Raw genomic sequence first — 25,877 nt, 5'->3', positions numbered from 1 at the left:
CAGGCCGGGGTCGGTCAGGCCGGGGTCGGTCAGGCCGGGTCAGCGCGCGTGCCGCTCGACCGCGCCGGTGAACGCCTCGATCTGGTGCGCGGAGAAGGTGTGCTGGTTGGCCTCGGTCACCATGTAGCCGCACTCGGCGAACGCCAGCAGGTACGCCCGCATCCGCGGGTCGGGCATCCGCTCGGCCGCCCGGCGGATCTCGGCCAGCATCGTGCCCTCGTCGAGTGGGACCGGCTCGTCGGCGTCGGGGTCGAAGAACACCGGATCCCCCGGCCCCATCTGGCGGCCGAACTTGGCGCGGAACAACTCCTCCTGCTGCCGGAGCGCATCAGCGACCTGCGGCCCCTGGCCGGGCATCACCGTGCCCCGCCCCTGCGCATCGGTCGCCTGCTGCACGAACCGCCGATCACCGGCACGCCGGTTCACCAGCGCCGCATGCCGCTCGAACCGCTCGAACCGCTCGAACCGCTCGGCCCGCTGCGCCAGCCGCTTGGCCCGACGCCGCTGCTTTTCTCGCGGTCACAACCACCCCCACCGATGAACTCCAGAGCCACGACACCCTCCACCCTTTGTGCAGGACTCCACACGCCTGTCAGACCCACGAGTTTGTCGGCACCCACATCTCACGTTGAAGGGCGCCGCGGTAGCGCGCAATATCGCGTTGAGAAACTGGTGCATTGTTCATCCAGAGCCTTGATGTCGATGACGAGCTGGAATCCGACTTCCTGAAGAGTCTCCATGATGCACTCGGCATGCATACCTCCGCCGGGCTCGTCGCCGGACAGGCACGCTACCTGCTCTCTGACGGCATTTCGCTCGAGGCCCACTTGATATGCCCCGAGGGGCCATCCAGAAGAGCACACCGGAGCGTGCATGACCAGCCGGCGCGGAAGGCTTCTATTGCCGCATCCACCATCGGCAGGCGTTGGTGTCAAATGAGGAACTCACTCGAGGGAAAGAGATTTCCTTCGTTCGAGCGAGAGTGTGTCACCTACACGACCTACGGTGGCCATGGCTACTTCATTGCCCTCACCTGCGGTCGTGCTGGACCTGCCTGGCACGTGGAAGCAGCACCCTATTGAGGTTCAAGTAGGGACCGGTAGGCGGTGAGGATCTGGTCGGTGACGGCGGGCCAGGAGTAGCGGTGGGCGTTGGTGGCCCCGGCTGTTCCCATGTTGCTGCGTGTGCGGGAGTTGCTGAGGAGGGTGCTCAGGGCGGAGGCGAGGGCATCGGGGTCGGCCGGTGGGGTGAGTATTCCCGTTCGCCCGTGTTGAACATGCTGTTGGAGGCCGCCGACCGCGGTTGCGATGACAGGGATACCACAGGCTGCGGCTTCGAGCGCGGCGGTGCCGAAGGGTTCGTAGTGTGGCGCACAGACGAAGATATCGGCGGAGCGTAGGAGCCCCGGGACGCGTTGGTGGGGTATGCGTCCGAGGAATTCGATTCTGTTGGCGACTTCGTGGTGTCGGGCGAGGTCACGCAGGTGCCGCACGGTGGGGTCGGCGGACAGGGCGTCTCGGGCGGGGCCACCCGCGATGAGCAGTTCGGCATTGAATGCTTCGGCAATTTCCGCGAAGCCTTCGATGACCGTGTTCACGCCTTTGCGCGGGACCAGGCGTCCGATGGTCACCACGCGGAGGCGGTCATTACGGGAGAAGGCGTCACCTTGGGGTGTGAAGTGGTCTAGGTTCACTCCCACCGGAACTGTCGTGATCTTGCTGTGCGGGATGCCGTTCGGGCCGGTGAGGTAGGCGACCTCTTCGGAGGTGAGGGCGACGACGGCGTCGGTGACCTGACCAACGGTGCGTTCGGATCCGACTCTCTCTCTCTCTCTCTCTCTCTCGTTGATCGTTCTTGTGGGGGGCGGGATGGTGGGCGATCCGTTCCAGTCCCAGGGCATGGAATGTGGTGACGACGGGGATCGCGGTGCGGCGTGTTCCGGCGAGAGCTGCGATGCCGCTCATCCAGTAGTGCGCGTGAACCAGGTCGGGTGGTTCTTCCTGCCAATGCAGGGCGAGTTGATCACCGAAGTCGCCCATCAGCGGTGCCAGGTCTTCCTTGGGGAGTTGCCGAGCCGGGCCGGCGGGGACATGGATCACCTGGACACCGGGAGCCATGCGAACGCGTGCGGGTTGATGCGCGGAGGTGCGCCGGGTGAACACCGTGACGTGGTGGCCCTTGGCGGCCAACGTCAGGGAGAGTTCACGGACGTAGATGTTCTGGCCCCCCGCGTCGGTGCTGCCGATGTCCTCGGCGAGCGGGCTGGCATGCTCCGATACCTGGGCGATGCTGAGCGGGAAATCGGGCATGCAGGCAGTATCGCCCACCCTGGACTCAGGAGGCGCGGCCGTCCCGAGCGGATCGCGTAGACAAGGCGTGAGGCGATCGCCGAGACTCGTGCCATGGCGAACCCGGTAGATCCGAACGAGTCCGGTTCCGGTGCGTCAGCGGGCCGCGACTTTCACCAGGACGGGCAGTTCGTCGCGGGCCGTGATACTCACATCGGCACGATGAGCATTCACTACCATCAGGGTGACGGTCCGCGGTCCAGAGGCCCGGCCACTGGGTTACGCCGCGGGCTGACGACGTTCATTGGTCGGACCAGGCAACGCGAGAATCTGCGCGACCTACTGGATTACCAGCGCAACCCGTTTCCATTGGTGAACGTGCTCAACGGGCCGGGGTGCGGGAAGACCTCGCTGGCGATTCAGGTGGCGCAGGACGTAGCCTCAGGCTATCCCGGTGGGCAGCTGTTCTTGGAGTTGAGTCAAGCGGGCCTGCCGGAGCTGGATGCTTCGGAGGCCCTGTTTCGGCTGCTGCTGCAACTCGGCCTTCCCGAGAACCGGATTCCTGAAAGCCTCCCTGGCCGCATCGAAGTCTTCCACGCTGAGCTGCGCAAACCGACGTTGCTTCTGCTCGACAGTGTGACGTCGGTCAGGCAGGTCATGGAGTTGTTGCCTAACCGTCCCGACTGCGGGGTACTCATGACATCCCGGCGAAGCTTCTCCGAGTTGGAGGGTATTCGGGAGATGGATCTGGGGAGCATGCCCGATGACGAGGCCCGCGCCTTGTTGGAGACGCGCATCGGCGCGGATCGTGTCGCCGCGGAGCCGGACGCGGCGGGCAGGATCGTCCAACTATGCGGAGGGCTGCCGTTGGCCCTGCACATGGCCGGGGCTCAGCTCACCAAGCCGGCGAACAAGCGGCTGCCATTGAGTAGATTCGCTGATCGTCTCGCTGCGAAACGGCTGGATCTGCTCAAGACCGACCACCTGGACCTGCGGACGAGTTTCTCGATCAGCCATCAGGAACTCAGCCCGCAAGCTGCCCGGCACTTCCGGCTGTTGAGCCTGATCGCGGTTCCGGACTTCGGGACCGCATTGGCGGTGGCCGTCGACGGCACCGCGGCAGGGGAGGACACACTCGCTGAACTGCTCAACACTCACCTGATCGAACCAGTTGACCAGGACCGTGGCCGTTTCCACGATCTGGTCAAGGTCTTCGCGCAGGAAAGAGCCGAGGCTGAGGAGAGCAACGTTGAACAGGAGGCGGCTCTAGACCGCGCCTTGGCCTGGGCTGTTGACACTGTCACTCACTGGGGCCGCAATATCGGTGTCGATGGTCGGCGTACGGCCGACGATGCCGCATACGAGGTGGCGCTGCGCGAACTCGACACCGAGCACCGGGTCTTGATGGCCCTTGCACGGCAGGCCGCCGCCACCGGGCGTGACGATGTTCCCTGGCGTGTCGTCTCCCACCTGGCGGGTTACTTCGAAATCCGGGGGGACTGGTCGGATTGGCTGGAAGGCGCGGAACTGGCGATCGAGTCGGCGTCCAACCTCGCCGACCCCGTGGCACTTGGCGTTGCGCGGCACATGCGCTCGTGGCCGCTGCGCCAGAATCGGCGGCTGACCGAAGCGATCGAGGAGAGCGTGGCGGCACTGGCTCTGCTGCGACCTGTCTCCGCTGCGGAGGTGCAGTGTGCCGATGTGCTGTCGCACCTGGGCACGCTGTACCGCGAGACCCACCGCTACGACGAGGCTGAGCGCTGCCTGAACCAGGCGGCCGAGATCTTCCGTGCAGTTGCCGACCCCCATGGCGAGGGCCTGGTCCTGCGCACGTTGGGGCACGTCCAATTCTGGCGCCGTGACCTGGACGGTGCGGACGCCACCCTCACCCGCGCGATCAGCCTGCTCCACGACGTGGGAGACCAAGCGGCCCAAGCCTGGACGCACAACAACCTGTGCTCAGTGCGAGGCGCGCAATGGCGCTATGAGGACGCCGAGCACCATCATCGTGAGGCGTTGCGCATCTTCCAGCGCATCGAACACCGGCAAGGCCAGGCATGGGCTCATAACCATCTGGGTCGGATTCTGCGCCAGTACGGCCGGATCAGTGAGGCGATCGAGCACAATAGGCAAGCCTTGGCGCTGTTCACCGAGATCGGCGATCTCTACGGCCAGGGCTGGGCGCTGGCGCATCTGGGTGCGGCGGGCCAGGACGTTGAGGCTTTGCAGGAGGCGCAGCGCATCTTTGCCGCCATGGACGTTCCTGAAGAGGACGGCCTCGGCACCTCCCTGCTGTGGCAGGGGCATGTCCAGCGCGATCCCGCGTTGCTGGAGGAAGCGATCGGTCATTTCGAGGTTGTCGGCAGCCTCCTAGGCCAGGGAAACGCGCTTCGGGAACGCGCCGATCTAGAACGCCGCTGCGGAGACGACCGGGCGGCGGCACGCTCCTATGAGGACGCGTTGGCCTTCCTGCGCCGGGCCGCCGACCCGTACGGTGAGGCGCTCGCGCTGCTCGGCCTCGCCGAGATCGATCCGGCCACGGGCCACGCCGCCGCAGCCGAAGCGATATTCACCCGCCTCGGCCTCAACCGACCCTGATGAGGAAGCATCATGGAACCAGTCACCCTTGCCGCCGCCGCGGTCGGTGCGCTTGTCCCCTACCTCGGCCAGATGGCCGGTGGAGGTCTGGCCCGCCTCGGCGAAGCCGCCTCAGACAGCGCCTCCCAGCACATCGTTGAGCTCTATCGGGCGATCCGTAGCCGGGTGACCGGCGCTCCTTACGAAGAAGCCGTTCTTGACGGTGCCGAGGCCCAACCCGACAGCGAAGGTCGACGGACCGCCCTGCAAAACGCTCTCGCCGAACTCCTCGCATCCGACCCCGACTTCGCCGCCCACCTGGAACAACTCCTCGAACAGGTCGACCAAGCCGAAATCCGCCAACTCCAGATCACCGATTCTGGTGCCGTGGCTGCCAATGACCTCCATCAATCAGGCACCTACGTGGCAGGCCGCGACCTCCACATCGGGGATACGGCTAACCCTGGGGCCTAGCCGCCAACCAAACCGCGGCGCAAGCGGTCACGAGGGCTATTCGAGCGCGTCTTCCTCCGGCGATCCACCGGAACCGCTCTGAACGGGACGGGGCCGCCCGCGACCCGCCGCTGCGCACGCACGGGTGACCTTGCGATGCCTGCTCACAGGTCACGATCGTCCCTCTCCGTTCAACCGTTCGGTCCAGGCGGTGTCAAGTGCCTCGGTGGCCAGAGTCACCGGGCCGGGATGTGGTGTTCGCTCCTTGTCCTCACAGTCGAGGGCGAGGACCAGTTCGCGGCGCCCGAGCGCGAGTAGGTGATGGACGGCCTCTAGCGAGTCGCGTCCGATGCCGAGGCTCACCAGTCCCGAGTCCACGTGCTTTGCTGCCTCTTCGCCGCCCTGGTCGATCAGTTCCCGATGGAGGTGCGCCGCACGGTTGTTCACCGCCGAAACTGTCGGTAGGAGCAGATCGATCGTGTCCGTCAGCGACTCCAGCGCCTCGGCGAGCCCGCTCAGGGGCGCGTCGCTGGCAGCGCCGTCGGCCAGGATCTTCATCGTGTGCTGGGCCTGGTTGGCTAGGGCGTCCAGGGCGCTCAGCATGGCGCGGGTTCGCTCCTTGGCAGCCTGGTCCTTGGCGGAGTGGTCTTCGTCGGTTTGTTTCCAGGCGGCCTGCTCTTGGGGCGAGGGCGTTCTTTTGCGGACGAGTGCCGCTGGGGGAGTGGTGGACAGGTGCTGGATGAGGTGTGTGTCGATGGGGCCGGTGGCGAGGGTCGCGGGACGCGGCTTGAGCTTGTTGAGGGGGGTGCGGACGGTCTTGCTCTGGTCGGGGCCGCAACCGGTCTCGCTCTCGTCCGGTTCGCGGGTGAACAGGTGAGCGGCGCCGGGGGCGGTCAGCAGTGCCCACGAGGCCAGGACTGTTGCCGTTAACGCCAGAAGTTCGGGGTCGAGGTCATCCGCGGGCGCGACGTCGGGCAGGGCGACGGGCGGGACGGCGTCTGGGTGGGGGGCGAGGATCGTGGCGATCTTGCTGAAGCCCAGCGGCCCTAGCCTTCGCAGGAGCCCCTCGTGATGGCGGGCGGAAGAGGCCGATGTGGAGGGGATGGCGATGCGCTGGTCGCACCACCAGTACAGCCACGTCCCATCGGGAGCAGGGCCCCAGTGGCAGGCGATCAGCGGCACTCCCTTGCGGTCGTAACCGACCTCGCTGGCCCACCGTAGGAGCCCGGCCTGGACGGGCGGCTTGGCCGCCCAGGCCCACGCCCGGCTGCTCGGTGCGGCCCTGTCGGTGGGCGCGGTGGAGGTGTCGGCGGCAGCGTGGGCGTGGGCGTGGGTGAGCATGTCGGTGCCGAGGGTGAGGGCGGCGGTGGTGGCCGCCTCGTCCAGAGCGTACAGGTGCGCGTCGGCGAGGCGGGCGGCTTCATCGACCACCAGCGCCTGGGTCTGCTGATCGGCGGGCAGGGCGGTGATGTGCGGTGGTGCGGTGAGCCGTCCCGTGTGCCCCTGCTCCTGCGCATACAGCATGTCGCCCCAAAACTGCACGTAGTGGTGGGCGGCGTCGCGCATGCGGTATAGGCGATCGATCTGCGAGGGGGGATCGGTGACTGCGAACGGGTCGAAGCGGAAAGGGTCGTGTGGAGTCATCGAGCGGCTCCCCCGCGCGGCGGGTGGGGCAGGTCGGGGCGGAGGCTGGAAAGGATGGGGTGGGTGCGGGGCCGGGTGTGGTCCCATCCCTCCACGGTCCAGCCGGGCGGAATCACTGCGGCGGGCCCGTGCTCGTAGTCGTCGGCGATTTGGGCGGCGCCGTCGGCGGTCAGGTCGCCCAGGTCGTGGGGGAGTCCGCCGTCTGGGTGGGCGCGGAGGGTGTCGCGGATGTCGTCTCTTGCGGAGCTGTGCAGGGCGGCGGTCACGCCGTAGCAGGCCGTCCACCGCAGGAAGGCGGCCTGCATCTCGGTGAACCGGGCGGGCCAGTCGGTGGGGGATTGGATGCGGCGGGCGTGGGAGTCGACAAGGTCGGCCAGCTTGAACACCAGGTCCTCCCAGCGCCGCAGCAGCATCGTGTCGTCGCGTCCGGTTCCGCCGAGCAGGTGCCCGGCGGCGCCGGTGAAGGAGTCGGGGGAGCGAACCCACACCACACCGAGTTTTTGGTCACTGCCGAGTTCGTCGTCACCGCCGAGTTCGGTGAGCAGGATCTCGTCGACGGGCTCGGCTCCGGGCTCGGGCGCGGCGCAGGCGTAGGCCCACACTTGCGAGGGATCGTCCATGGCCGGGGCCAGCAGGCGCCGCGCCTGCTGGTCGTCCAGGGCCGTGGTGCCCAACGGCGGGACGGGCCGGTCGCACGGTGGCCGGGCGTCCGGGCCGGGCTGGGGGAGCGGACCGGTGTGGGTCATAGCGCGGGCCCTTTCACCTTGACGGGACGATCACTGCGGGAGGACTTGCGCCGGAGTCGCTTGCGGAGCCATGTGGGGGTGGCGTTGGGGGCGTCTGCCAGGAACAGTCCGGCGATCGCGGGTGTAGCGAGCAGTGCGGCGTTTCCTGCTGGGCCGCCGAACAGGGCGATGGCGTTGAACAGGGTGTGGCCGATGATGACCGGGCCGATGCGGCGGGTGGCCCTATACGTCCACCAGGCCGTCGCGGCGAACACCGCGGAGGTGAGGGCCGGGGTGCCGAGGTAGGCGTGTGGGATCACTCGCAGGACGCACACTACGGCGAGGATCTGCCAGGCCGGGCGGCGTGCGGCCATCATCAGTGCGGCGGGCAGCGCGAGCAGCGGGATCTCTTCCCGCACCCCGGCGGCCAGGGCTTGGGCGGCGAACAGGACCGGGTTGTGCAGGCCGGTCGGGTCGGCCTGCTGGGCTTGGTCGGTCACGGCCGGGCCCAGTCGGGTGACCCAGTCGTCCAACAACATCGCCACCGTGTGCCCGGCCAGCACGACGGCGCAGGCCGCGACCGCGTCGGTGTCCCAGCGCCGGGCGATCTCACCGGCCAGGCGGCCACGCCACAGCGGCGCTCCGGCGTCGGCGGCGAGTCCGGCGCACAGCCACGCACCCGCCGCGGCCAGCAGCACCGTCGCGACGGTGTCGGTGGCCTGGCCGGTCAGCGGCAGCAGCACGGCCCCGGCGACGGCGAGCGCGGCCGCGCCCCCAATCGCAGGCCAGGCCACACGATCGTTTACCGGGTGGCGAGCGCGAACCAGCAGCCAGATCCCGGTGGCGGTGAGGCTGAGCGCCGAGACGTTGACCGAGGCCGCAAGGCCGGGCCCGGCGAGGTCGGCTCCGGCCAGTTCCGCGGCGGCGTACAGGGCGGTGGCCGCGTGCGGGCCGAACAGGACGGCTAACGCCGCGGCACCGCGCCAGAGAGGAGATCGGGTCATCGGTAAGGGGGCTTTCGTGTGAGGTAGATGGACGGGGACGCGGCTGGCCGGGGACGCGGCCGGGGGCTATCCGCCGAGGGTGAATTCGGCCCAGACGATCCGGTGGTCGGACAGCGCGTCGCCGCCGAGTTCGACGCCGTACCCGGTGATCGTCTTGGTGGGCAGCGTCGTGTAGATCCGGTCGCTGCGGAGCGCGAGCGCGCCGTCGTCCTGGTTCGGGGCGCGGTGCCCCGTGGTCGGGGTGGGGTCGCCGACGATGTGGCCGACGTCGTGGAATCCGGCGGCGGCGAGCGTCTCGGCGGGGCGTTTGTCGAGCTTGCTCCCAGCCGTGGCGTTGTCGATCCCGGTGGTGTCGGGGTCGTCGTCCACGGCGGCCGCGTTGAAGTCGGCGAGGTAGATCAGGTCGTCGTGCCGGTGGGCCGTGGCCGTTTCGGCTTCGGCCAGCCGGATGGTGGCGCTGGAGGGGGCGCAGTGCCCGACCAACACATGCACGGGGCGGGGATGCCCGGCGATGGTGAGGGTGACATGGGTGAGGCCGTGGGCGAACGGCGGCCCGGTCAGGTGGGTGACGTCCCTGTCCCCGACGCTGATCTTGTCGCCCCTGCGGATCAGCGTGGCGAGGTTGCAACCGTAGAAGTTGGAGCGGCCCAGGAACCTCCAGGACATCCCGAGGTCGGCGGCCACGTTGTCCAGGCGGTTGTCACCGAACATGCCCCAGGAGGCGTCTTGCAGCCCGATGAGGTCCAGGTTGAGCGAGGCGAGCAGCTCGACCTGTCGGCGGAGGCGGGAGTCGTCGCGGCTGAAGTGCTCGGGGTCGTCGCCGTCCAGGCCCCCGGCGTGCAGGTTGTAGGTGGCGACGCGGAGGGTGGTGGGCTCGTCAGGCATGAAGGGTTCGCTTTCCGGTGAGCAGGTCGGGTAGGTCGCCGATACGGGTGATCAAGGTCGTGTTCGGGGGCAGTTTGTAGCGGGCCGTTTGAGACCCGAGCAGGACGGCGCGGATGCGTAGACGTGCTGGGACAGCGACGTCGGTGCGCAGGTTGTTGCCGCAGACCAGCAGCTCGCCAGGCTGGATTCCGAGGTCGTCCAGCACGTGCCGGTAGAACAGGCGGCTGGCCTTGGTCAGGCCCAGCTCGTGAGAGAGGTAGACCCGGCCCTCGAAGAGGGCGTCGAGTCCGGCGGCGCGGAGGGCGGGGCGCCGGTCACGGCCGGGCCCGGTTTCGGAGACCAGCGCCAGGGTGACGCCGACCTCGTCCAGCGCCCGGACGGCGGCCTTGGCCTGGGGGGTGACCGGCCGCATGCCCGTCATCAGGTCGACGGGGTCGAGGCTGCTGGTCAGCGTGAGGCCGTAGTCCAGGGCGACGTGGGTGATGGGGCCGCCGTACCCGCGGGCATGCCACTGGGCCCGACGCGCGGTCATCGCCCGCCTTCCCGCATCCCTGCGCGCGAGGAGACGATCCGGCGAAGGGCGGCCAGGTTGACGTCGAAGACCACCGCGTCGTGGTCGCTACCGACGCGCACCTGCCAGTAACCGGTGGCGGCCCCGGCCACCTCCGGCGAGGCGTAGAGCCGGTCGACGCGGGCCCCGCCGCGGCCGGTCGCCCGCAACTCGGGCGGGTTGCGCAGTTCGGCGGGCAGGCTGAAGGCCAGGTCGAAAAGCCCGGCTCGGCCGAACACATCATCGACGTCGTAGTTGGCTTCGAGAGCGCCGTCCGCGCCTTCCCGGCACCGGGTCACGCGCAGGTGCGGCGGCAGGCGCTCCAATTCATCGGCGGTGACGGCCGGGCCGCCGCGCGGGTAGCCGTTGAAGTCGCCCCCGACCAGGACGAGCCGCTCGGGGGCGGTGAGCAGGGCGGCGAGCGTCTGGGCTTGGGAGAGCTGCTCCACCGCCGAACGCGCCGGAAGATGCACGCTGTAGCAATCCAGGTCCTGGTCCAGGTCCTCCAGGCCGGGGAGGCGGAGCTGAACGCCGCACCAAGATTCGTGCTGGGTTCCACCGAACCGCGTGTGGGTGTAGGGGACCTCGGCCTCGATGCTCACCCCGGTGGTGCGCGTGTCGACCAGGATCGCGGTGTGCAGGGCCGAGCGGGCACCGGGAGGCACCGGGCCCAGCACCGCCTCCGAGCCGAGGGCGTTGGCGGTGCGCTGCACGTGCCGGGACTGCCGCAGCGCCGGTTGCGCCACCCCGAACTCCTGGCACAACACCACCTGCGCGCCGACCTCGCCGAGCACATCAACGGTCTGGCGCCAGCGCACGTCCGACCCGTCGTCATCGAGCCCGCCGTAGTGCCAGTTGACCGAGGCGATCCGGAGGGTGTCGTCGGCGGCCGCGGGAACGGCCGCGGGCAGGGGAGAGCGGGTCATCGTGCTCGTTTCCGGGGAGGCATCGGGGGAGTCATCGGTGGTCAAGGAATCGCGGCAGCGGCAGCGAAGGCGCGCGCTAGGTCTTGCGGGCGACGCCGCAGAGCTGGAGGACAGGCGCTCGGGGCCGCGGCCACGGTTCGGGCCGCCAGTGCGAGCAGGACACGACACCGGGGTCCAGCAGCTCCAGGCCCTCGAAGAAACCCTCGATCTGCTGCAGGGTGCGGGCGGTCACGGGGGCCCCGCCCATTTCCATCACGGCCCGCATGGCCTGGTGCACCCGGTCGCCGTCCAGCTCGGCGGTCGGGTGGGCGATCACGACGTGGCTGCCCGGTGCCAGCGCAGCGACCAGCCCTTTCACCGTCCCTCGTGCTTCGGCGTCGTCGACGATGTAGTTCAGGACGTCCAGCAGCAGCAGTCCGACCGGGCGGGCGAAGTCGAGCGTCCGCGCGGCCTCGCGCAGGACGATGTGGACGTCGCGGGCGTCGGCGTCGACGACCTCGCAGACCCCTTCCGGGCGGCTTGGGAGGAGGGCACGGGCGTGGGACAGGACCAGGGCGTCGTCATCGATGTAGACGACGCGGGCGTCGGGTGTGACGCGCTGCGCGATCTCGTGGGTGTTGTCGAGGGTGGGCAGGCCCACGCCGACGTCGAGGAATTGCCCGATCCCCGCATCAGCGGCCAGGTACCGGACGGCTCGGTCGAGGAACGCCCGATGGTGGAGGACCGCCTGGAGCATCTCCGGCAAGATCTCAGCGACCTTGTCCCCGGCCTCGCGGTCCACCGCATAGGTCTCCTTGCCGCCCTGCCAGTGCTCCCACATCCGAGCGGAGTTCGGCACTCCCGTGTTGATCTTGTCGGTGCTGGAGACGGCGGGCGCCTCATCCCACGCCACGCGCCACCTCCACCGTCGCGGAGGCTCCGGGGAGAACGGCGGCCATGCCGACGACGCGGACCGTCTCGTACGGCTCGCCGTGATAGGTGCCGTCGACCGACCAGCCCTGCACGGGGACCAGGCCGGGCGGACGCACGATCTCCCACCCGTCCGCGAGGGCCGCTATCTCCTCCTCGGGCCGGAAGACGATCGAGCTGGCGCCGCGCTCGTACGCCGCCGTCATCGCGCCGACGCGGTCCTCGCCGGTGTGCGAGGTGGTCGCGTGCGAGACGATGGCGACACTGCCGGGAGCAAGACGCTCCCGCAGCCCCGCCATCACGGCGGCCGGGTCCTCGACGAAATGCAGGACGGCGGCTAAGACGACGACCGCAGGCTGGCTCAGGTCGATGCGGCCGACCAGATCGGGATGGGCCAGGCCGGGGTTCTGGAAGATCGTGTCGAGGTCGCGGACGTCCCCGCGGAGCACACCGCCGTACCCGCGGCGGAGCGCCCGCGCATGGACAAGGACGACGGGGTCGTTGTCGAAGGCGAGCACCGTGGCGTCGGGGGCGACGGCGCGGACGCAGCTCTCCACCGAGTCCAGCGGCACATCGTCCACGATTCCGACACCGATGTCGAAGACCTGCCGGATACCGAATCGGCGGACGGCCCACGATGCGGCGCGACCGGCGAAGCGGAAGTTCTCGCGCGCCACCGCCGGTGCGTCCGGCGAGGCCGCGGTGATCGCCTGGGCAGTCTCCCGGTCGGCGGCCGTCGCGCTCTTGCCGCCGAGAAGATCGTTGTAGACGCCGGCTCGTGACACCTGACCGAAGTCCAAGGCGAGACCAGGCGGGAAATCGTCTGGGAGATCGGGCGTGGTCACGACTCGACCTTCACGAGCAGGTCGTGCAACTCCAGGGGCGTGTCGGCGTTCACGTCGGTGGTCCGGACGGGGACTGCGTCCTTCCCGCGCTGGTCCATGTCGAGAAAGGCCCACCAGCGGTGCCTGTCCGTTTCGACGATGCTCCAGTGCGGATGCGCTTTCCTCAGCCATGCTTTCCACCGCTCGGCGGCGGGGACGGTCGTAGCGGTCATGACGAATTCCCTGGTGGCGATTCCGATTGCGGGAGTGGTCTGACGGTGGCGAGGATCCGGTGAGGACCGTCTCCCCGCCGCCGCAGTCAGGGGAGGGCGGGGTCGGTCGCGCCGTCCCGTTCGCTCAGGTCGGCGGCCGCTCTGGCCAGGCTCTTGAGGGCTGGCGGGGCGGGAGGCGGCTTGGTGCCGTGCACGAGTTCCAGCGCGTGGACCGCACGGTCGAGGTCATCGACCGGGGCGATCGGCCTCCGCGGGGCGGCGGCGTAGGCGAAGTACGGTCCGTGACCGCGATCGCGGATCACAAGGTCCACGTGGCGGCCTGACTCGACGTCGACACCCGGCGGCCGGAGCCGCAGCAGCGTGTCGTCCCCGTCGGCGACGAGCTCGTATCCCCAGCCGCGCTGTTCGAGACGGCGGGCAAGAGCCCTCAGCGGCAGGGCAGAGGCATCCAGAGGGACAGCGGGCCCGATGGGTAGTGGCGCGCTCAGCCCGCCGGAGGTCTGCGCTTGTGGCATGCGACACAGCGTTACGTCGCGTAGCGACTAGTACCACCGGCGAGGCGTCCGGATCCGCATGTCCGTATTCGGCCACACCCGGACGTGGCGTCCTACCGAACTCAGGACCGCCCATCCCACTAGGACAGGGCGTCCTAGTCGTCGAGGGCCAGAGCCTTCACCAGGGTGCGGGTCTCCGGGCTCAGACGACGCTCATGCTCGCGGATCTCGGCCGTCACCGACCGCGCGATCCGCTGATGCCGGAACCACACCTCGCTCACCTCGCGCGCAGCCAGCAACGTCTGGGACGCCTTCCGCCGGTGCCCCGCGTCCAGGTGCGCCTGGGCCACGTCCATCAGGTGCGCGCCCCACGAGATGCCCTCCAGGTCGCCCGGCCGGATCTTCTTCGACGCTTCCAGGACCTTCCCGGGCTGCTTGAGGATGGCGTAGCCGTAGCCCGCCTGCATCGCGACCTTCGCCGGGCTGAACGACTGTCGATAGAGCGGCACTCGCCGCCCGATCCGCTCGGCCGCCGCCCCCGCCAGCCGCAGGTACTCGCCGGGATCGCGGTCCTGCGCGACCGTCGGAGCGACCGCCGTTGTCAGCAGCGTCCCCCATACGGCGACCTCCTGGTCGCTGCCACGGAACCCCGGCTCGATCTTCTCGGCCACCTTCACCAGCAGGTTCTCAGCATCGGTGTAACGGTCCTGATGGAGCAGCACCCACGAGTAGACGGATTGCATCCACGCCCACAACAGCGGATTCTCGCTCTGGTAGGCGGTAGCGACAGCGCGTTCGGCAGCGATGACGCCCAGGTCGGTCCGGCCGATCTGCGTCAGCAGAGAGCTGGCCACCTCGTAGGTCTGGGCGAGGCACTGCACAGCGGGAGCACCGAGCGCCGAGTGGGTAACGCGTGCCTCGCCGATCAGGCCGGGTAGCGTGGCGAGCAGGGCGCCAAAGTTCCCCGCCCAGTACTGCGTCGACGCCTGGTCGACAGCGCGTTCGAGTTGGTGGATCGGCGTCGGTTCGCCGTCGTCGTCGGCATCCATGCCAGGCAGCAGCGACGGGGAGGTGAGCACGTCACGCAGGGCGAGGACGCTGCCGCCGTCACGGTCGGAGCCGAGCCGGTCCCGCTTGTCGATGAGCGCGGAGATCTCGACGTCGAGGCTGACGGCCAGCTTTGCAAGCGTGGTCATGCGCGCCGTTGCTCGGCGGCCCTGCTCCAGCTTGCCGATCACGTCGACGGACAATTCGGCTGCTTCCGCAAGTTGCTCCTGAGTGAGTCCGCGCTCTTTTCGGAGCTTCTGAAGCTGAGTGCCGATGCTTGTAGACTCGGGCATGGCCCCGTCCTTCCTGGGTTGTCTCGACAGCTCCCAGGCTAGGCGCGGGGCCCGCGCATTTAACCGGTGTTCGCTGAGAAGAACACCGCCGGAACTCTGGCCGCTAGCCTCCTGCCCATGTATCCCTTGTCGATCGCAGGGGACGGCGTGGGCCTGCGCGAGTTCACGGCTGACGACGTCGACGCGATCTTGGCGGTGTACGGCGACCCGGTGGTGGTTGAGCACCTGTCCTTCGAGCCGCGCACCCGCGAGCAGGTGGCCAAGACACTGACTGGTGTGATCGAGGCCGCGGAGCAGGACCCGCGCCGCGAGTACTCACTCGCCGCTGTGGCCGGTGGCGAGGTGATCGGGTTCGCCCGGCTCGCCGTCGATGCCCAGCATCCCGGCCAGTCCAGCGGCCAGCTCGGCTTCGCGCTGCGCGCTGACCGGTGGGGCCACGGCATGGGGTCGGAAACCGTCCGGCTGCTGCTGCGGCTCGGCTTCGAGGAGCTGGGCCTGCACCGGCTTTGGGGCGCGCGCAGTCCCGACAACGCGACCTCGGCGCGGGTGATGACCCGGCTCGGGATGGTCGAAGAGGGCCGGATCCGCGGCCACATCCGCGTACGCGGCGCGTGGCGGGACTCGGTGATCCATTCCATCCTTGAGCATGAATGGCGCCCTGAGCGGAACTGATAATCACAATTCGGTAGGCAACTGCTGATCCTTGACATCAGATAGATGAAGGAACGACGAGATCACGCGCCGAAGGAGCCTCACAATTGGATACTCCAAAGTTAGACCTAATTGCGCATTCGCTGGACGGCGAGTCCAGAGGACAGATGTTCCGGGTGGGGGACTCCGACGCTTCGATCATCACCCAGCGCGAAGACGGCCGTGGCAACCCCTTGCAGATTTCGGACGGGATGGCCTCAAGCTCGATCTCCGCGCCTGGTATCGCCTTTCAATGCCTGGATCTGCTGGCGCCGCGCGACCACGACCGCGTCCTGGAGATCGGGGCGGGGACCGGGTACACGGCCGCAGTTCTCTCGGCGCGCGTCGGCGAGAAGAACGTCACCACGATCGAGGTCGACGCCGGCATCGCCGAGCAGGCCGAGGCCAACCTCGCCAAGGCCGGGTTCGCGCCCCGCGTGATCGTGGGAGATGGCCAGAAGGGCCTCCCGGACAGCGCGCCCTACGACCGTGTGCATGGTAACCCAGTACGGCGAGCGGCGATTGTGGGACGAGCTTGAGGACGCGTTCGAGTGGTGGGTCCGCCATGGCGAGCCGGGCGTCGAACGGCGCACCGGACAACTCGTCTGGATCGAGTGCAACGCTGTCGGCCAGTGGGGATTCCTGCCGGACTCTGACGCCATCGCCGACGCCTTCGCCGCAGTATTGCAGGCAGGATGACACCCATGACCAGCACTGACCACGACGCCGGCCTGGATGACGCCGGCCTGGATGTGGATGCCGCGGCCGAACCGCTGCGCCGCGCCCTCGCCCGGCATCTCGCCGACCATGGGCTGCTGGCTGATTCCCGATGGCGGCGCGCGGTCGAGACGGTGCCGCGGCACCGGTTCGTGCCCGGCTTTTACGCCTCCACCGGCCGGCGTGACGAGCAGGGCCTGCCCGTGTGGGAGCCGGTCACCGAGCAGATCGACCGCGAGCGGTGGCTTGCCAGCGCCTATACCGACACCACGCTGATCACCCAGTTCGATGCCGAGGAGCCCGACTGGGACGATCCGGCCCCGCGCGCTGGCGGCGGCCCGACCTCCTCTTCCACGCTGCCGTCGCTGGTGCTGCGGATGTGGCTGGACGCCGACCTTGAGGAGGGGCACAAGGTGCTGGAGATCGGCACCGGTACTGGCTACTCCACCGCCCTGGCCTGCGAGCGGCTCGGCGACTACGGCGAGATCACCTCGATCGAGGTCGACGATCGACGCCTTCACCAAGCCGCGAACGCGCTGTACGGCATCGGATACGCCGTAAACCTGGCGGTCGCCGACGGCTTGTACGGGTACTGGCCCCACGCCCCTTACGACCGCATCGTCGCCGCCTGCTCGCTCCGGGCCGTCCCTGTCTCCTGGCTCGCGCAGACCCGGCCCGGCGGCAAGATCCTGGCGACCTTGTCCGGCTGGGTGTACGGCTCCGCCCGGGTTCTGCTCACCACCGCCGTGGACGGCACCGCCGAGGGGCCGCTGCTGCCCGGCACCATCTCGTTCATGGCCGCCCGCGCTCAAGAACGGCCCGCACCTGGGAACCCTGCCGACTGGGACGCCCTCACCCGCAGTGCCCCAGGCCGCCCGGCCCGCTACGCGCCTGGACGCCTGGACGAGGCGACCGACGAGGCGTTCTTCGGCCGGTTCCTCGCCCAACTCGCCGCCCCCAACACCCAGCAGCTCACCAGCCCCGACGGCGACACCATGCACCTGATCGACATCACCACCGGGTCGGCCGCCACCCTCACCTCCGGCGGCGACGGCTACACGGTCCGGCAGGCCGGGCCCCTGCGACTGTGGGACGCGGTGGAGACCGCGTGGGACACCTGGGACCGGGCCGGACGGCCGGGTCCCGAGACATTCCGTATGCACGTCCAGCCCGGACGGCAGTCCATCACCCATGTGGGCTCAAACGATCTGGATTTCCTCCTGCCCGTGACCGAACCTGCCCCAACCCGAACCAGCTACCACTAGCCCACTGGCAATGTCCCTCTGGCGGAGCGCAGCGAACGGGCCAGGTGCGGCAGGAGGGTCGCGGCCGCGGTGGTATCGGGAACGATCACGGTCTGGGCGTCCAGCGCGGTCTTGATCGCCTCAACGAGCCGTCCGGCCATGCGCGGTGCGAGAGGACGGGCGGTGGCCAGGAGCTGGTCGGTGGCGGTGGCGCGTAGACCGTCCGGGCCGCCGTGCTGGATGAGCAGGTCCAACGCGGCCGGGTGGTGCAGCTTGGGCCGATCGCCCGCTCCAGGGCGGGGTGGATGGTGACGAGTAGGCCGCGGATCCGGTTGGTCAGCCTGGTCGACTCGGCCGCCAGGTCGTCGTCGAACCCGACCAGCACCTCCAGCTCGGCCATCGCGTCGTCACCGACGTCGACCCGCCGCAACGTGTGCGGCAGAGTGCGAGCTGCGTCGGCGATGACGTAGGCGTCGCGCGCGTCGGTCTTGGCGTTGCCGGGGTGAACGTCGGCCAGCCGCCGCATCGTCAGGCCGGGCAGGTAGGCGACCTGGCAGCCCTCAGCGCGAACGGCCGCGACCGGCAGCGCCCCGATCGAGGCCGGCTGGTCGACCACGACCAGGACTGGGCCGCGCTTGCCGAGCTCGGTGAACAGAGCACGGAGTCGCTGCTCGTCGTTGGGCAACGCCTTGTCGTGGAGCTTCTTGCCAGCGGTGTTCAGCCCGCACGCGTGGTACTCGCCCTTGCCGACGTCCAAGCCCAAAACACCGCCGCGTACTCGATGCTCACGTCTACCTCGATCAGGGGGTTATGCCAGGTCGGCGGTCTGGCCGCGGTGCCCGGCATCCACGTTACGGCGAGACGATCTTCCTCGTCACAGACGGCGCCTTGTCCCTATGAGCGGTCCACCGACGCCACCCGAACCCGGTGACAACACCCCCCGGATCATGCCTACGACAGGGGCTTGAGTCATGCCGGGCCGGGTGACCTGACTCCCCGCCCGGTGTGGGCGGGGACGTGAAAACGGTGACGGGGCGTCACTTGGGCGGCATCAGGACCGAGTCGATGATGTAGACGGTGGCGTTGGCGGTCTGGACGTTGCCGCAGACCACGTTCGCCTTGTCGGTGCCGACCGTGTAGGAGTCGCCCGAACCGCTGGTGGTCAGGGCGGCGCTCTGCAAGGTCTTGAAGCTGCCGGCCGAAAGTCCGTCCGGCGTGATCTTCTGGCCGACGACGTGGTAGGTCAGGATGCTCTTCAGCGTCTCCTTGTCGGCCATCACCTTGTCGAGCGTGCCCTTGGGGATCTTCTTGAACGCGTCGTTGGTCGGCGCGAACACGGTGAGGTTCTGGGCGGAGTTGAGCGTGTCGACGAGCCCGGCCTGCTTGACTGCGCTGACCAGTGTGGACAGCACCGGGTTGTTGGACGCGGCGGTCGCGACGGGGTCGGTGGACATGCCGCTGAAGCTGCCCTTGCCGGACGCGGGGACGGCCGAGCACGCCGGGCCGAACGGCTTGTCCGTCGCGGGCGCCGCGGCTCCGGTGCTGGACGGGGCGGGAGCGGACGTCCCGGCGGACGCGGTGCTGGAGCCGTTGTCGTCGTCTGCGCCGGAGCAGGCTGCGAGCCCGGCGGTCAGGGCCGCCGCGGACAGGACGCCGAGGGCGATTCGGGTGCACTTCATGATGGGTTCCTTCGGGATAGGTGAACTGTCGGTTTCGGCGGCTGCCGCGGTCAGGTCACGGTGACCACCACCGAATGCCAGCCGGTGGCCCCGTCCGGGACGGGGGGCGACCGGTGCTCGGGTTGGGTCGTTCCGGTCTTGTCGGTGGCGCGGACGCGGAGCGTGTGCGAGCCCGGCAGGGCGTCCCACTCGGCGACCCACTGCCGCCAGGTGTCGATGCCGGGGACCGGGGCGAGCCGCGCCGGACGCCAGGGCCCGTCGTCGACCTGCCATTCGACGGCGTCGATGCCGCGGTGCTGAGCCCAGGCGGTGCCGGCGACGGCGATGGGCCCGGCTGTGAGGCGGGCGAACGGCTTGGGGACGTCGATCCGCGAGAAGGTCTTCACGGGCGCGCGTTCGGCATAGCCGCGTTTGGTCCAGTACGCCTGGTCGGTGGCGAACCGGGTGACCTTGAGGTCGACGACCCACTTGGTCGCCGACACGTATCCGTACAGGCCGGGCACCACCATCCGGGCGGGGAAGCCGTGCGCCACCGGCAGCGGCTCGCCGTTCATCCCCACGGCCAGGAGCGCGTCGCGGCCGTCCAGCACGCTCTCCAACGGGGTGCTGAGCGTCATGCCGTCGGACGAGCGGGACAGGATCTGGTCGGCCCCCGGCCGCACCCCGGCCCTGCGCAGCAGCGGCGCCAGCGGTACGCCGAGCCAGCGGGCGTTCCCGGCCAGGACGCCGCCGACCTGGTTCGACACGCACGAGAGGGAGATGTCGCGTTCGATCAGCGGTTGGCGCAGCAGGTCGTCGAACGTCAACTCGACGGGGTGGGCGAGCATGCCGTGGATCCGCAGCGTCCAGTCCCGAGGATCGACCTGGGGCAGGACGAGCGCGGTGTCCACCCGGTAGAAGTCAGCGTTGGAAGTACGAAACGGCGTCATGCCCGGGACCCGGACCTGGGCGCCCGCCGGAACCGGTCCGGCCTGGCTCACCGGTGCTGGCAGCCGCAGCCGTGTGCGGATCTTGGAGACGTTCTCGCGGCGTAGTAGCGCCCGCCCGCCGATGCCGCCGACCGCAGCGACGCCGACCACTCCGGCGCCGGTCAGCAGCACACGCCGCCGATCGATGCCGGCACCGGCCCCGGGAGCCGGCTCGGGGGCGTCTTTGGAGCGGTGTTCCGGCCAATTCTTCCACTCCGACCGGGGACCGGTTGCCTGGTCGCCCCCCAGGGGGGCGGTGCTGTGGGCGACTTTGCCCTTAGCGGTTGTTTCGGGATGTCGGATAGGGGACGCGCGGTGCCTCGGGTGGGGCTTCGGGCGGGGCTTGGGGCGGACGCTGCGTGCCAGCAGGGCCAGGGCGGCCATGCCGGCGAGCGCGCCGACCGCCGATGGCAGGGCGTCGATCGGCTCGGCGACCGGCCGGGTCAGCGCCGCGGTGCCCCCGACGGTTCCGAAGGCGGCGAGCCCGATCAGGCCGAAGACCAGCCGGGGCGTGCTCAACAGTCCGATGACCAGCGCCGCGATGGTGATCCCTGCGCCGAGCCCGATCAGCAGGACGGTCTTGTCGTTGGAGCCGAAGGTGCGGATCGCGAAGTCCTTCAGCCAGACCGGGGTGAGATCGATGAAGCCGGCGCCGATGGCGAGGATCGGGGACGCGGTCGCCCGCCCGAGCGCACCGGCCGCCAACTCCGCGGTACCCATGGCGGCGGCTGCGGCCAGCAGGCCGCGCACCGCGGCGGTGACCCACTGCGGTGGCCCGGTCGCTCTATCGCTTGTCACACCGGGTGTTCGGTGCCCTACGGTGAGCGGATGGGCCGAACTTTCCGGGACGAGGATTCACCCATCCGATCCCGGTTCGGCGCCGAACACGTGGTGTGAAGATGACTGACCCGCTGAGCGGCGGTGCCGCGCCGTCCGGTGTCTCGGACCTGGGCGCGCTTCTCGTTCTGGTCGCGCGGGGCGACCAGGACGCCTTCGAGGTGGTGTACCAGCGGTTGTCGGGGCCGGTGTACGGGCTGGCGTTGCGCGTGGTCCGCGACCCGGCGCAGGCCGAGGAGATCGCCCAGGAGGTGCTGGTCGAGCTGTGGCGCAAGGCGTCGCACTACCGGCCCGGCAAGGGCGCCGCCACCGCGTGGGCGCTGACGATGGCGCACCGCCGCGCCGTCGACCGGGTCCGCTCCACCCAGGCCGACCGCGACCGCGAGGAACGCACCGCCGCGCCCTCGCCCGACTACGACGAGGTCGCCGAAGAGGTCGGCACCCGGCTGGAACACCAGCAGGTGCGCCGCTGCATGCGCGGCCTCACCCAGACGCAGCGCGAATCGATCACCCTGGCCTACTACGGCGGCTACACCTACCGCGAGGTCTCCGAACTGCTCGGCGTCGGCCTCGCCGCCGTCAAGACCCGGATGCGCGACGGACTCATCCGGCTGCGCGACTGCCTGGGAGCGCAGCCATGACCCACGACCCCCACGACCTGGCCGGCCCCTACGTGTTGGACGCGCTCGGCGACACCGAACGACGCCGCTTCGAACACCACCTGCCGCGCTGCGCCGCCTGCGCCGACGAGACCGCCGGACTCCGCGAGACCACGACCCGGCTGGCGCTCGCCGTCGCCCACCCCCCGCCGCCCGAGCTCCGCGCACGCGTCATGACCGAGATCGCCCGGACCCGCCAGTCGCCGCCACCACTGCGCCGCCGCCTGCCGTCCCCCCGCGGCCGCGGAGGGAACTGGCTCGCCGCCGCGGCATGCCTGGTGCTCGCCGTCGTCGGCGCGATCACGGCCGCCCACTTCCACGGCGACGCCGAACACGCACAAGACCTCAACCGGCGGATCGCCGCCGTGATGACCGCCCCCGACGCCCAGACCTCCACCGCCCAGACCCGGGACGGCGCCACGGTCACCATCGTGTCGTCCCGGTCGCTGGACAAGGCGGTGATCACCTCCTCCAGGCTGAAGCGGTTGCCGACGGCCAAGACCTACCAAATGTGGTTCCTGGCCACGTCCGCCGCGCCCCGCTCGGCGGGCATCATGCGGCCGCCGGCAGACAGGCCATCCTGGCCCATCATCGCCACCGGGCTCGGCAACGCCCAGCAGATCGGTATGACCATCGAACCCGCGGGCGGCTCCCCCCAGCCGTCCAGCGCCCCCTTCCTCACCCTCCCCCTGGCCTAAAGCGCTGGCCTGAAGGGCTGGCAAGCCGGGGTGCCCGACGGCCAACCGCGGCCGACCCGCGGGGCTGCCTGGTTCCTTCTCCCGCACATGCCTCAGCCGGGCGTGTCGCCCTCAGTGATGGCGGACGGCGATGAGGTAGGCGACATCGATGATCTTGTCGCGGTAGTGGCCGGTGGAGCGGTTGAAGGTGCCGCCAGGTGATCAGGCGCCACAACGGCCGTGCGCTGGCCGCCGGCGGTACCGACGACAGCGATCACGGCGACCTTGCGACGAACGTGCCCAGTTAACGGGAGCTTCGGAAGACTGGAGAGCAGCGGTTCTGACAACGCTCACCATGCCCTCAGCAGTCCCGGTGCAGGCGACGGCGCGGGTGTGTCGTGGGACGTAGGGAGACTGTGGCTAGGGAGGGTCGCGAAGACGACGGGTGCGGTCGGTACAGCGGCGGGTGCGGGGTGTTGAAGTGGCCGCCGCAGGTGATCAGGCGGAGTGAACCCGCGGCCTGAGTCCCCGGTGCCGACAACGCCCGGCCCACCACCACAAACCAGACCCAAAGACCAAGGCTCCTGCCGCGCGTCTGTCCCCTTCGGCCCCTGCGGTCACAGAAGACTGGCCTCTGTAACGACGAAGAGCCCGAAGCTTGCTAGCTTCGAGTCGTCACTGCGGGGCTAGGACTCTCGTCTGTACCCCAAGGCCGTGAGGCCGTCCACCGCGGCGGCATATTTCTCGCTGGAGCGCTTCGCTTGCGCCGCCGCTGCGACCCGCACGCGGGCGAGCAGTATTCCGCGACAACCGCGCCTTCCGGCACCAGCCCGCGGTTCACGCGCGACCGCACATCCCTACGCGCGCCCACACCCACGATTCTCCCCAGTCACGGCAAACCGTCGGAAGCCGCGGGGAGCGTGTCACGGACGCGGATGTGACGATCTAGACCGGTCCGATCCAACGACGCGGCCAGCCGCGGAGGCGGGCGCAACAGCACCAGTTCCCCGCTGGCGGCGGCCGCGCGCTTCCACAGCCGCACGAACGCGTTCAGCCCCTCGGAGTCGCAGAAGGCCACTCGGGACAGGTCCAACGCTATCCGCGGCGGGATCTCCTGGGCGATCAGCGCGCTGGCCCGGCCGAGCAACGCCGGAACGTGGAATCTGTCCAGCTCTCCGCACAGCTCGACCGTCAGCCACTGCCCGACCGGCACCACATACACGCTGAGCCTCGGCCCGGACGGCGAGATATCCGGCGTCATGGGCACCCCCGCACCTTGGTCTGAAGACGTCCAGACTATGCCCACAACCGCTTGGGAACGGGTACCCGGCTCGGCCCGGCATCAGATGAGCGTCCCGGACGTCGTCGCGCACCCCGCCGCCGACATCCCAGGCGTCGAAGTTCAGCAGCCACTGCATGCCCCCGGCCCGGCATCCCCGCCACCTCCGCCATCTGCGTCAACGTCCACCCGTACTTCCGCTCGGTCTCACTCAGCAGAGCCCGCAGGTAGGACACCATCCGGCGGCAGCGGCACTAGCGGCACGGTGCCGAGCACCGACGTCAGCCACGGCCCGCGCAGTGGGCTGCGCCACGCGCCGCGCCGGCCGAAACCGGGCGGGCAGGCGCGTGCCAACCCGCGCCGCAGCCCGGCCGGGAAGCCGTACGCGCTGGTCTCGTCCGGTCCGGCGCCGTCCGGACGAGGGGCGGGTGGATGCGATCGTGATGCGCTTCCGGTCAGCGAGCCCGCGATCGCACGGCCGGTCGGATCGGCGGTCTCCTGCGCTCATGACGTCCTCCTGATCACTGCGGCCGAACCGCGCTCGTACCCCGCTCGACGGCCCTGGAGATCCCCGGTCGGCCGCAATCGCGCAAGCCGCGGTGCGGCCGCACGGCTCTACTTTTAATTCGTTTGCCAAATAGCGAATCTTCTTTACGGCTATATGCCCGTCCGCGTGGCGGTGATTCTCGAATGTTGGGGGACGACACCCGTGCAACGGCATCGAGGTCTGTTTCAGGGTGATAGTGAAAGGAATTTGCGACATCGTGATCAGAGTGAGAAGACCGGTGGCCGTGGTCGCCGGTATGGGACTGCTCGCGGCCAGTGGAATGGTCGCCGCGCTGGGGCCGGAGGCCTCCAACGCGTCCAGCCACCGCGAGGCGCCGCTCATCGCGGGCGACCCGCAGGCCGACAACACCGACCTGTACGCCTTCACCAGCCCTGACAGGTCCGACACGGTGACGCTGGTGGCCAACTGGATCCCGTTCCAGGAGCCCACCGGCGGACCGAACTTCTATCCGTTCGCCACCGGAGCGCGTTACAACATCAAAATAGACAACGACGGCGACGCCGAACCCGACATCACCTACCGGTGGACGTTCCGCAACGAGGACCGCCGCGGCAACGCCACGTTCCTGTACAACAACGGGCCGGTGACCTCGCTCAGCGACCCCAACCTGCTGTTCCGCCAGCACTACACCCTGCAGCGGATCACCCGTAAGGGCACCCGTACGCTGATCCGCGACGCCGTTGCCGCGCCGTCGCAGACCGGGGCCGCGTCCATGCCCGACTACGCCAGGCTGCGCAGCCAGGCGATCACCCGGGTCCCCGGCGGCGGCCGGAGCTACGCCGGCCAGGCCGACGACCCGTTCTTCCTCGACCTTCGGGTCTTCGACCTGCTCTACGGCGGGAACCTCAAGGAGACCGGGAACGACACCCTGCGCGGCTACAACGTCAACACTCTCGCGCTGCAGGTGCCGAAGACCGACTTGGCGCTGGGGCGAGACCCCGGCCGTAACCCGGTCATCGGGATCTGGTCGACCACCGACCGCCGAGGCGCGTCGGCCAAGCTCGGCCACCACAGCGCCGACGGCTACCACCAAGTCTCGCGGCTGGGCAACCCGCTGGTCAACGAGGTCATCTCGCCGGCCGGGCTGAAGGACGCCTTCAACCGGCTCGCCCCGGCCAAGGACCACACGGTCGAGCCGCTGGTGCAGCGGGTCCTCAAACCGGAGGTCCCGGAACTGGTGCAGAAGATCTACGGGATCAAGGCACCGCCGGCCCCGCGCCGGGATCTGTTCGAGATCTTCCTGACCGGCCTGGCCAAGAACTCCGGCGGGCCGCTGGGCACCGACCTGAACTCCCAGCTGCTCAACAAGGACGTCCACCGCAAGCGGTTCACGCCCGCCGAGATGCTGCGGCTGAACATGGCCGTCCCGGTCACCCGGGATGCGAACCGGCTCGGGGTGCTAGCCGGTGACCTGCAGGGATTCCCGAACGGGCGGCGGCTGAGCGACGACGTCGTCGACATCGAGTTGCAGGTCCTGGAGGGCGCCGCCCAGACCGGGCGCCCCGTCCCGGCCCTGGCGGCCGGCGACCGGGTGAACTACAACGACGCGGCGTTCGGCCGCTGGTTCCCCTACGTGGCACTGCCGCACACCGCCGCGGTCAACCAGGCCGGCTGAACAACCAGGCCGGCTGAACAACAGGGCCGGCTGAACAGCCAGGCAGGCCGGGCAGGTGGGGTGCGGGAGACGGCCGCCGTCTTCCGCACCCC

At 69.5% G+C, this 25,877-nt stretch carries 26 protein-coding genes and 2 pseudogenes; 10 read left to right on the top strand and 18 right to left on the bottom strand.

Annotation, left to right across the window (positions count from 1 at the left end):
* Positions 1-39 precede the first annotated feature (39 nt).
* A complete protein-coding gene (locus FXF65_RS38140) occupies positions 40-426 on the bottom strand; it encodes a hypothetical protein (RefSeq protein WP_148355103.1) in 387 nt (128 codons plus the stop codon).
* Positions 427-677: 251 nt separating this feature from the next.
* Between FXF65_RS38140 and FXF65_RS38135 the strand changes: the two genes are divergently transcribed.
* Positions 678-1,082, top strand: coding sequence for a hypothetical protein (locus FXF65_RS38135; RefSeq protein WP_148355101.1), 405 nt, complete (start codon positions 678-680; stop codon positions 1,080-1,082).
* Here the strand turns inward: FXF65_RS38135 and FXF65_RS38130 are convergent.
* Positions 1,076-1,900, bottom strand: coding sequence for a glycosyltransferase (locus tag FXF65_RS38130; RefSeq protein ID WP_148355099.1), 825 nt, complete (start codon positions 1,898-1,900; stop codon positions 1,076-1,078). The two genes, FXF65_RS38135 and FXF65_RS38130, sit on opposite strands and share 7 nt — an antisense overlap.
* A pseudogene (locus FXF65_RS46345) lies at positions 1,890-2,309 on the bottom strand (glycosyltransferase); the annotation flags it as partial. The pseudogene FXF65_RS46345 and the gene FXF65_RS38130, both read right to left, overlap by 11 nt.
* 93 nt (positions 2,310-2,402) lie before the next feature.
* Between FXF65_RS46345 and FXF65_RS38120 the strand changes: the two are divergent.
* Together FXF65_RS38120 and FXF65_RS38115 are read left to right on the top strand one after the other, a co-directional pair.
* Positions 2,403-4,886, top strand: coding sequence for a tetratricopeptide repeat protein (locus FXF65_RS38120; RefSeq protein ID WP_148355095.1), 2,484 nt, complete (start codon positions 2,403-2,405; stop codon positions 4,884-4,886).
* A 12-nt stretch (positions 4,887-4,898) separates the two neighbouring features.
* Complete coding sequence (locus FXF65_RS38115; protein WP_148355093.1) at positions 4,899-5,339, top strand: hypothetical protein; 441 nt, start codon at positions 4,899-4,901, stop codon at positions 5,337-5,339.
* 150 nt (positions 5,340-5,489) lie between these two features.
* On the opposite strand, the gene FXF65_RS38110 is transcribed toward FXF65_RS38115, so the two are convergent.
* From FXF65_RS38110 to FXF65_RS38065, 11 genes are all read right to left on the bottom strand, one after another.
* Positions 5,490-6,884 carry a hypothetical protein gene (locus FXF65_RS38110; RefSeq protein WP_148355091.1) on the bottom strand — a complete coding sequence of 465 codons (1,395 nt, stop codon included), beginning with the start codon at positions 6,882-6,884 and terminating at the stop codon, positions 5,490-5,492.
* A gap of 74 nt (positions 6,885-6,958) precedes the next feature.
* Positions 6,959-7,708: a hypothetical protein gene (locus FXF65_RS38105; protein ID WP_148355089.1), complete on the bottom strand. Its 750-nt coding sequence runs from the start codon at positions 7,706-7,708 to the stop codon at positions 6,959-6,961.
* Positions 7,705-8,691: a hypothetical protein gene (locus FXF65_RS38100; protein ID WP_148355087.1), complete on the bottom strand. Its 987-nt coding sequence runs from the start codon at positions 8,689-8,691 to the stop codon at positions 7,705-7,707. The genes FXF65_RS38105 and FXF65_RS38100 overlap by 4 nt, the downstream gene beginning before the upstream one ends.
* 66 nt (positions 8,692-8,757) lie before the next feature.
* The gene (locus tag FXF65_RS38095; RefSeq protein WP_148355085.1) at positions 8,758-9,576 is read right to left on the bottom strand and encodes an exonuclease/endonuclease/phosphatase family protein; all 819 of its coding nucleotides are present in this window, start codon (positions 9,574-9,576) and stop codon (positions 8,758-8,760) included.
* A complete protein-coding gene (locus FXF65_RS38090; RefSeq protein WP_148355083.1) occupies positions 9,569-10,108 on the bottom strand; it encodes an HAD family hydrolase in 540 nt (179 codons plus the stop codon). Before FXF65_RS38090 ends, FXF65_RS38095 begins: the two co-directional genes overlap by 8 nt.
* Positions 10,105-11,052, bottom strand: coding sequence for an endonuclease/exonuclease/phosphatase family protein (locus FXF65_RS38085; RefSeq protein WP_148355081.1), 948 nt, complete (start codon positions 11,050-11,052; stop codon positions 10,105-10,107). Before FXF65_RS38085 ends, FXF65_RS38090 begins: the two co-directional genes overlap by 4 nt.
* Before the next feature lie 76 nt (positions 11,053-11,128).
* Positions 11,129-11,944: an SAM-dependent methyltransferase gene (locus FXF65_RS38080; RefSeq protein ID WP_246199363.1), complete on the bottom strand. Its 816-nt coding sequence runs from the start codon at positions 11,942-11,944 to the stop codon at positions 11,129-11,131.
* Positions 11,931-12,806, bottom strand: a complete 876-nt coding sequence (locus FXF65_RS38075; protein ID WP_187412744.1) for an SAM-dependent methyltransferase — start codon at positions 12,804-12,806, stop codon at positions 11,931-11,933. The genes FXF65_RS38080 and FXF65_RS38075 overlap by 14 nt, the downstream gene beginning before the upstream one ends.
* A complete protein-coding gene (locus FXF65_RS44220; RefSeq protein WP_187412743.1) occupies positions 12,803-13,018 on the bottom strand; it encodes a hypothetical protein in 216 nt (71 codons plus the stop codon). Before FXF65_RS44220 ends, FXF65_RS38075 begins: the two co-directional genes overlap by 4 nt.
* Before the next feature lie 86 nt (positions 13,019-13,104).
* Positions 13,105-13,533 carry a hypothetical protein gene (locus tag FXF65_RS38070; protein WP_148355078.1) on the bottom strand — a complete coding sequence of 143 codons (429 nt, stop codon included), beginning with the start codon at positions 13,531-13,533 and terminating at the stop codon, positions 13,105-13,107.
* 134 nt (positions 13,534-13,667) lie between these two features.
* Positions 13,668-14,852, bottom strand: a complete 1,185-nt coding sequence (locus FXF65_RS38065) for a helix-turn-helix domain-containing protein (protein ID WP_148355076.1) — start codon at positions 14,850-14,852, stop codon at positions 13,668-13,670.
* Positions 14,853-14,969: 117 nt separating this feature from the next.
* Here FXF65_RS38065 and FXF65_RS38060 point away from each other — a divergent pair, with 117 nt between their 5' ends.
* The 4 genes from FXF65_RS38060 (at position 14,970) to tgmC (ending at position 17,524) form a co-directional block, all read left to right on the top strand.
* Complete coding sequence (locus FXF65_RS38060; protein WP_148355074.1) at positions 14,970-15,524, top strand: GNAT family N-acetyltransferase; 555 nt, start codon at positions 14,970-14,972, stop codon at positions 15,522-15,524.
* Positions 15,525-15,670: 146 nt separating this feature from the next.
* Positions 15,671-16,081 (top strand): protein-L-isoaspartate O-methyltransferase family protein, encoded by a 411-nt coding sequence (locus tag FXF65_RS38055; protein ID WP_148355072.1) that lies wholly within the window; start codon positions 15,671-15,673, stop codon positions 16,079-16,081.
* The gene (locus FXF65_RS38050) at positions 16,065-16,241 is read left to right on the top strand and encodes a hypothetical protein (RefSeq protein ID WP_222868958.1); all 177 of its coding nucleotides are present in this window, start codon (positions 16,065-16,067) and stop codon (positions 16,239-16,241) included. Before FXF65_RS38055 ends, FXF65_RS38050 begins: the two co-directional genes overlap by 17 nt.
* A 5-nt stretch (positions 16,242-16,246) precedes the next feature.
* Positions 16,247-17,524, top strand: a complete 1,278-nt coding sequence (tgmC, locus tag FXF65_RS38045; protein WP_148355069.1) for an ATP-grasp peptide maturase system methyltransferase — start codon at positions 16,247-16,249, stop codon at positions 17,522-17,524.
* Between the two features lie 26 nt (positions 17,525-17,550).
* Here the strand turns inward: tgmC and FXF65_RS38040 are convergent.
* The 3 genes and pseudogenes from FXF65_RS38040 to FXF65_RS38030 all read right to left on the bottom strand — a co-directional run.
* Positions 17,551-18,266, bottom strand: a pseudogene (locus tag FXF65_RS38040) (IS110 family transposase); the annotation flags it as partial.
* Between the two features lie 274 nt (positions 18,267-18,540).
* Positions 18,541-19,182, bottom strand: coding sequence for a fasciclin domain-containing protein (locus FXF65_RS38035; RefSeq protein WP_148355067.1), 642 nt, complete (start codon positions 19,180-19,182; stop codon positions 18,541-18,543).
* A gap of 50 nt (positions 19,183-19,232) precedes the next feature.
* Positions 19,233-20,948, bottom strand: coding sequence for a molybdopterin-dependent oxidoreductase (locus tag FXF65_RS38030; RefSeq protein WP_342787797.1), 1,716 nt, complete (start codon positions 20,946-20,948; stop codon positions 19,233-19,235).
* A gap of 101 nt (positions 20,949-21,049) precedes the next feature.
* On the opposite strand from FXF65_RS38030, the gene sigK reads away from it, so the two are divergent.
* Complete coding sequence (gene sigK, locus FXF65_RS38025) at positions 21,050-21,628, top strand: ECF RNA polymerase sigma factor SigK (protein WP_148355065.1); 579 nt, start codon at positions 21,050-21,052, stop codon at positions 21,626-21,628.
* Positions 21,625-22,344 (top strand): anti-sigma factor, encoded by a 720-nt coding sequence (locus FXF65_RS38020; protein ID WP_148355063.1) that lies wholly within the window; start codon positions 21,625-21,627, stop codon positions 22,342-22,344. Before sigK ends, FXF65_RS38020 begins: the two co-directional genes overlap by 4 nt.
* Positions 22,345-23,212: 868 nt before the next feature.
* Here the strand turns inward: FXF65_RS38020 and FXF65_RS38015 are convergent.
* Positions 23,213-23,584, bottom strand: coding sequence for an STAS domain-containing protein (locus tag FXF65_RS38015; protein WP_246199373.1), 372 nt, complete (start codon positions 23,582-23,584; stop codon positions 23,213-23,215).
* 791 nt (positions 23,585-24,375) lie between these two features.
* On the opposite strand from FXF65_RS38015, the gene FXF65_RS38010 reads away from it, so the two are divergent.
* Positions 24,376-25,785, top strand: coding sequence for a DUF4331 domain-containing protein (locus FXF65_RS38010; protein ID WP_246199362.1), 1,410 nt, complete (start codon positions 24,376-24,378; stop codon positions 25,783-25,785).
* Positions 25,786-25,877: the final 92 nt, after the last annotated feature.

This window comes from Actinomadura syzygii (assembly GCF_008085905.1).
Classification (GTDB): domain Bacteria; phylum Actinomycetota; class Actinomycetes; order Streptosporangiales; family Streptosporangiaceae; genus Spirillospora; species Spirillospora syzygii.
Note: the sequence above shows the minus strand (reverse complement) of the source record. Positions and strands in the feature narration are given on the sequence as shown.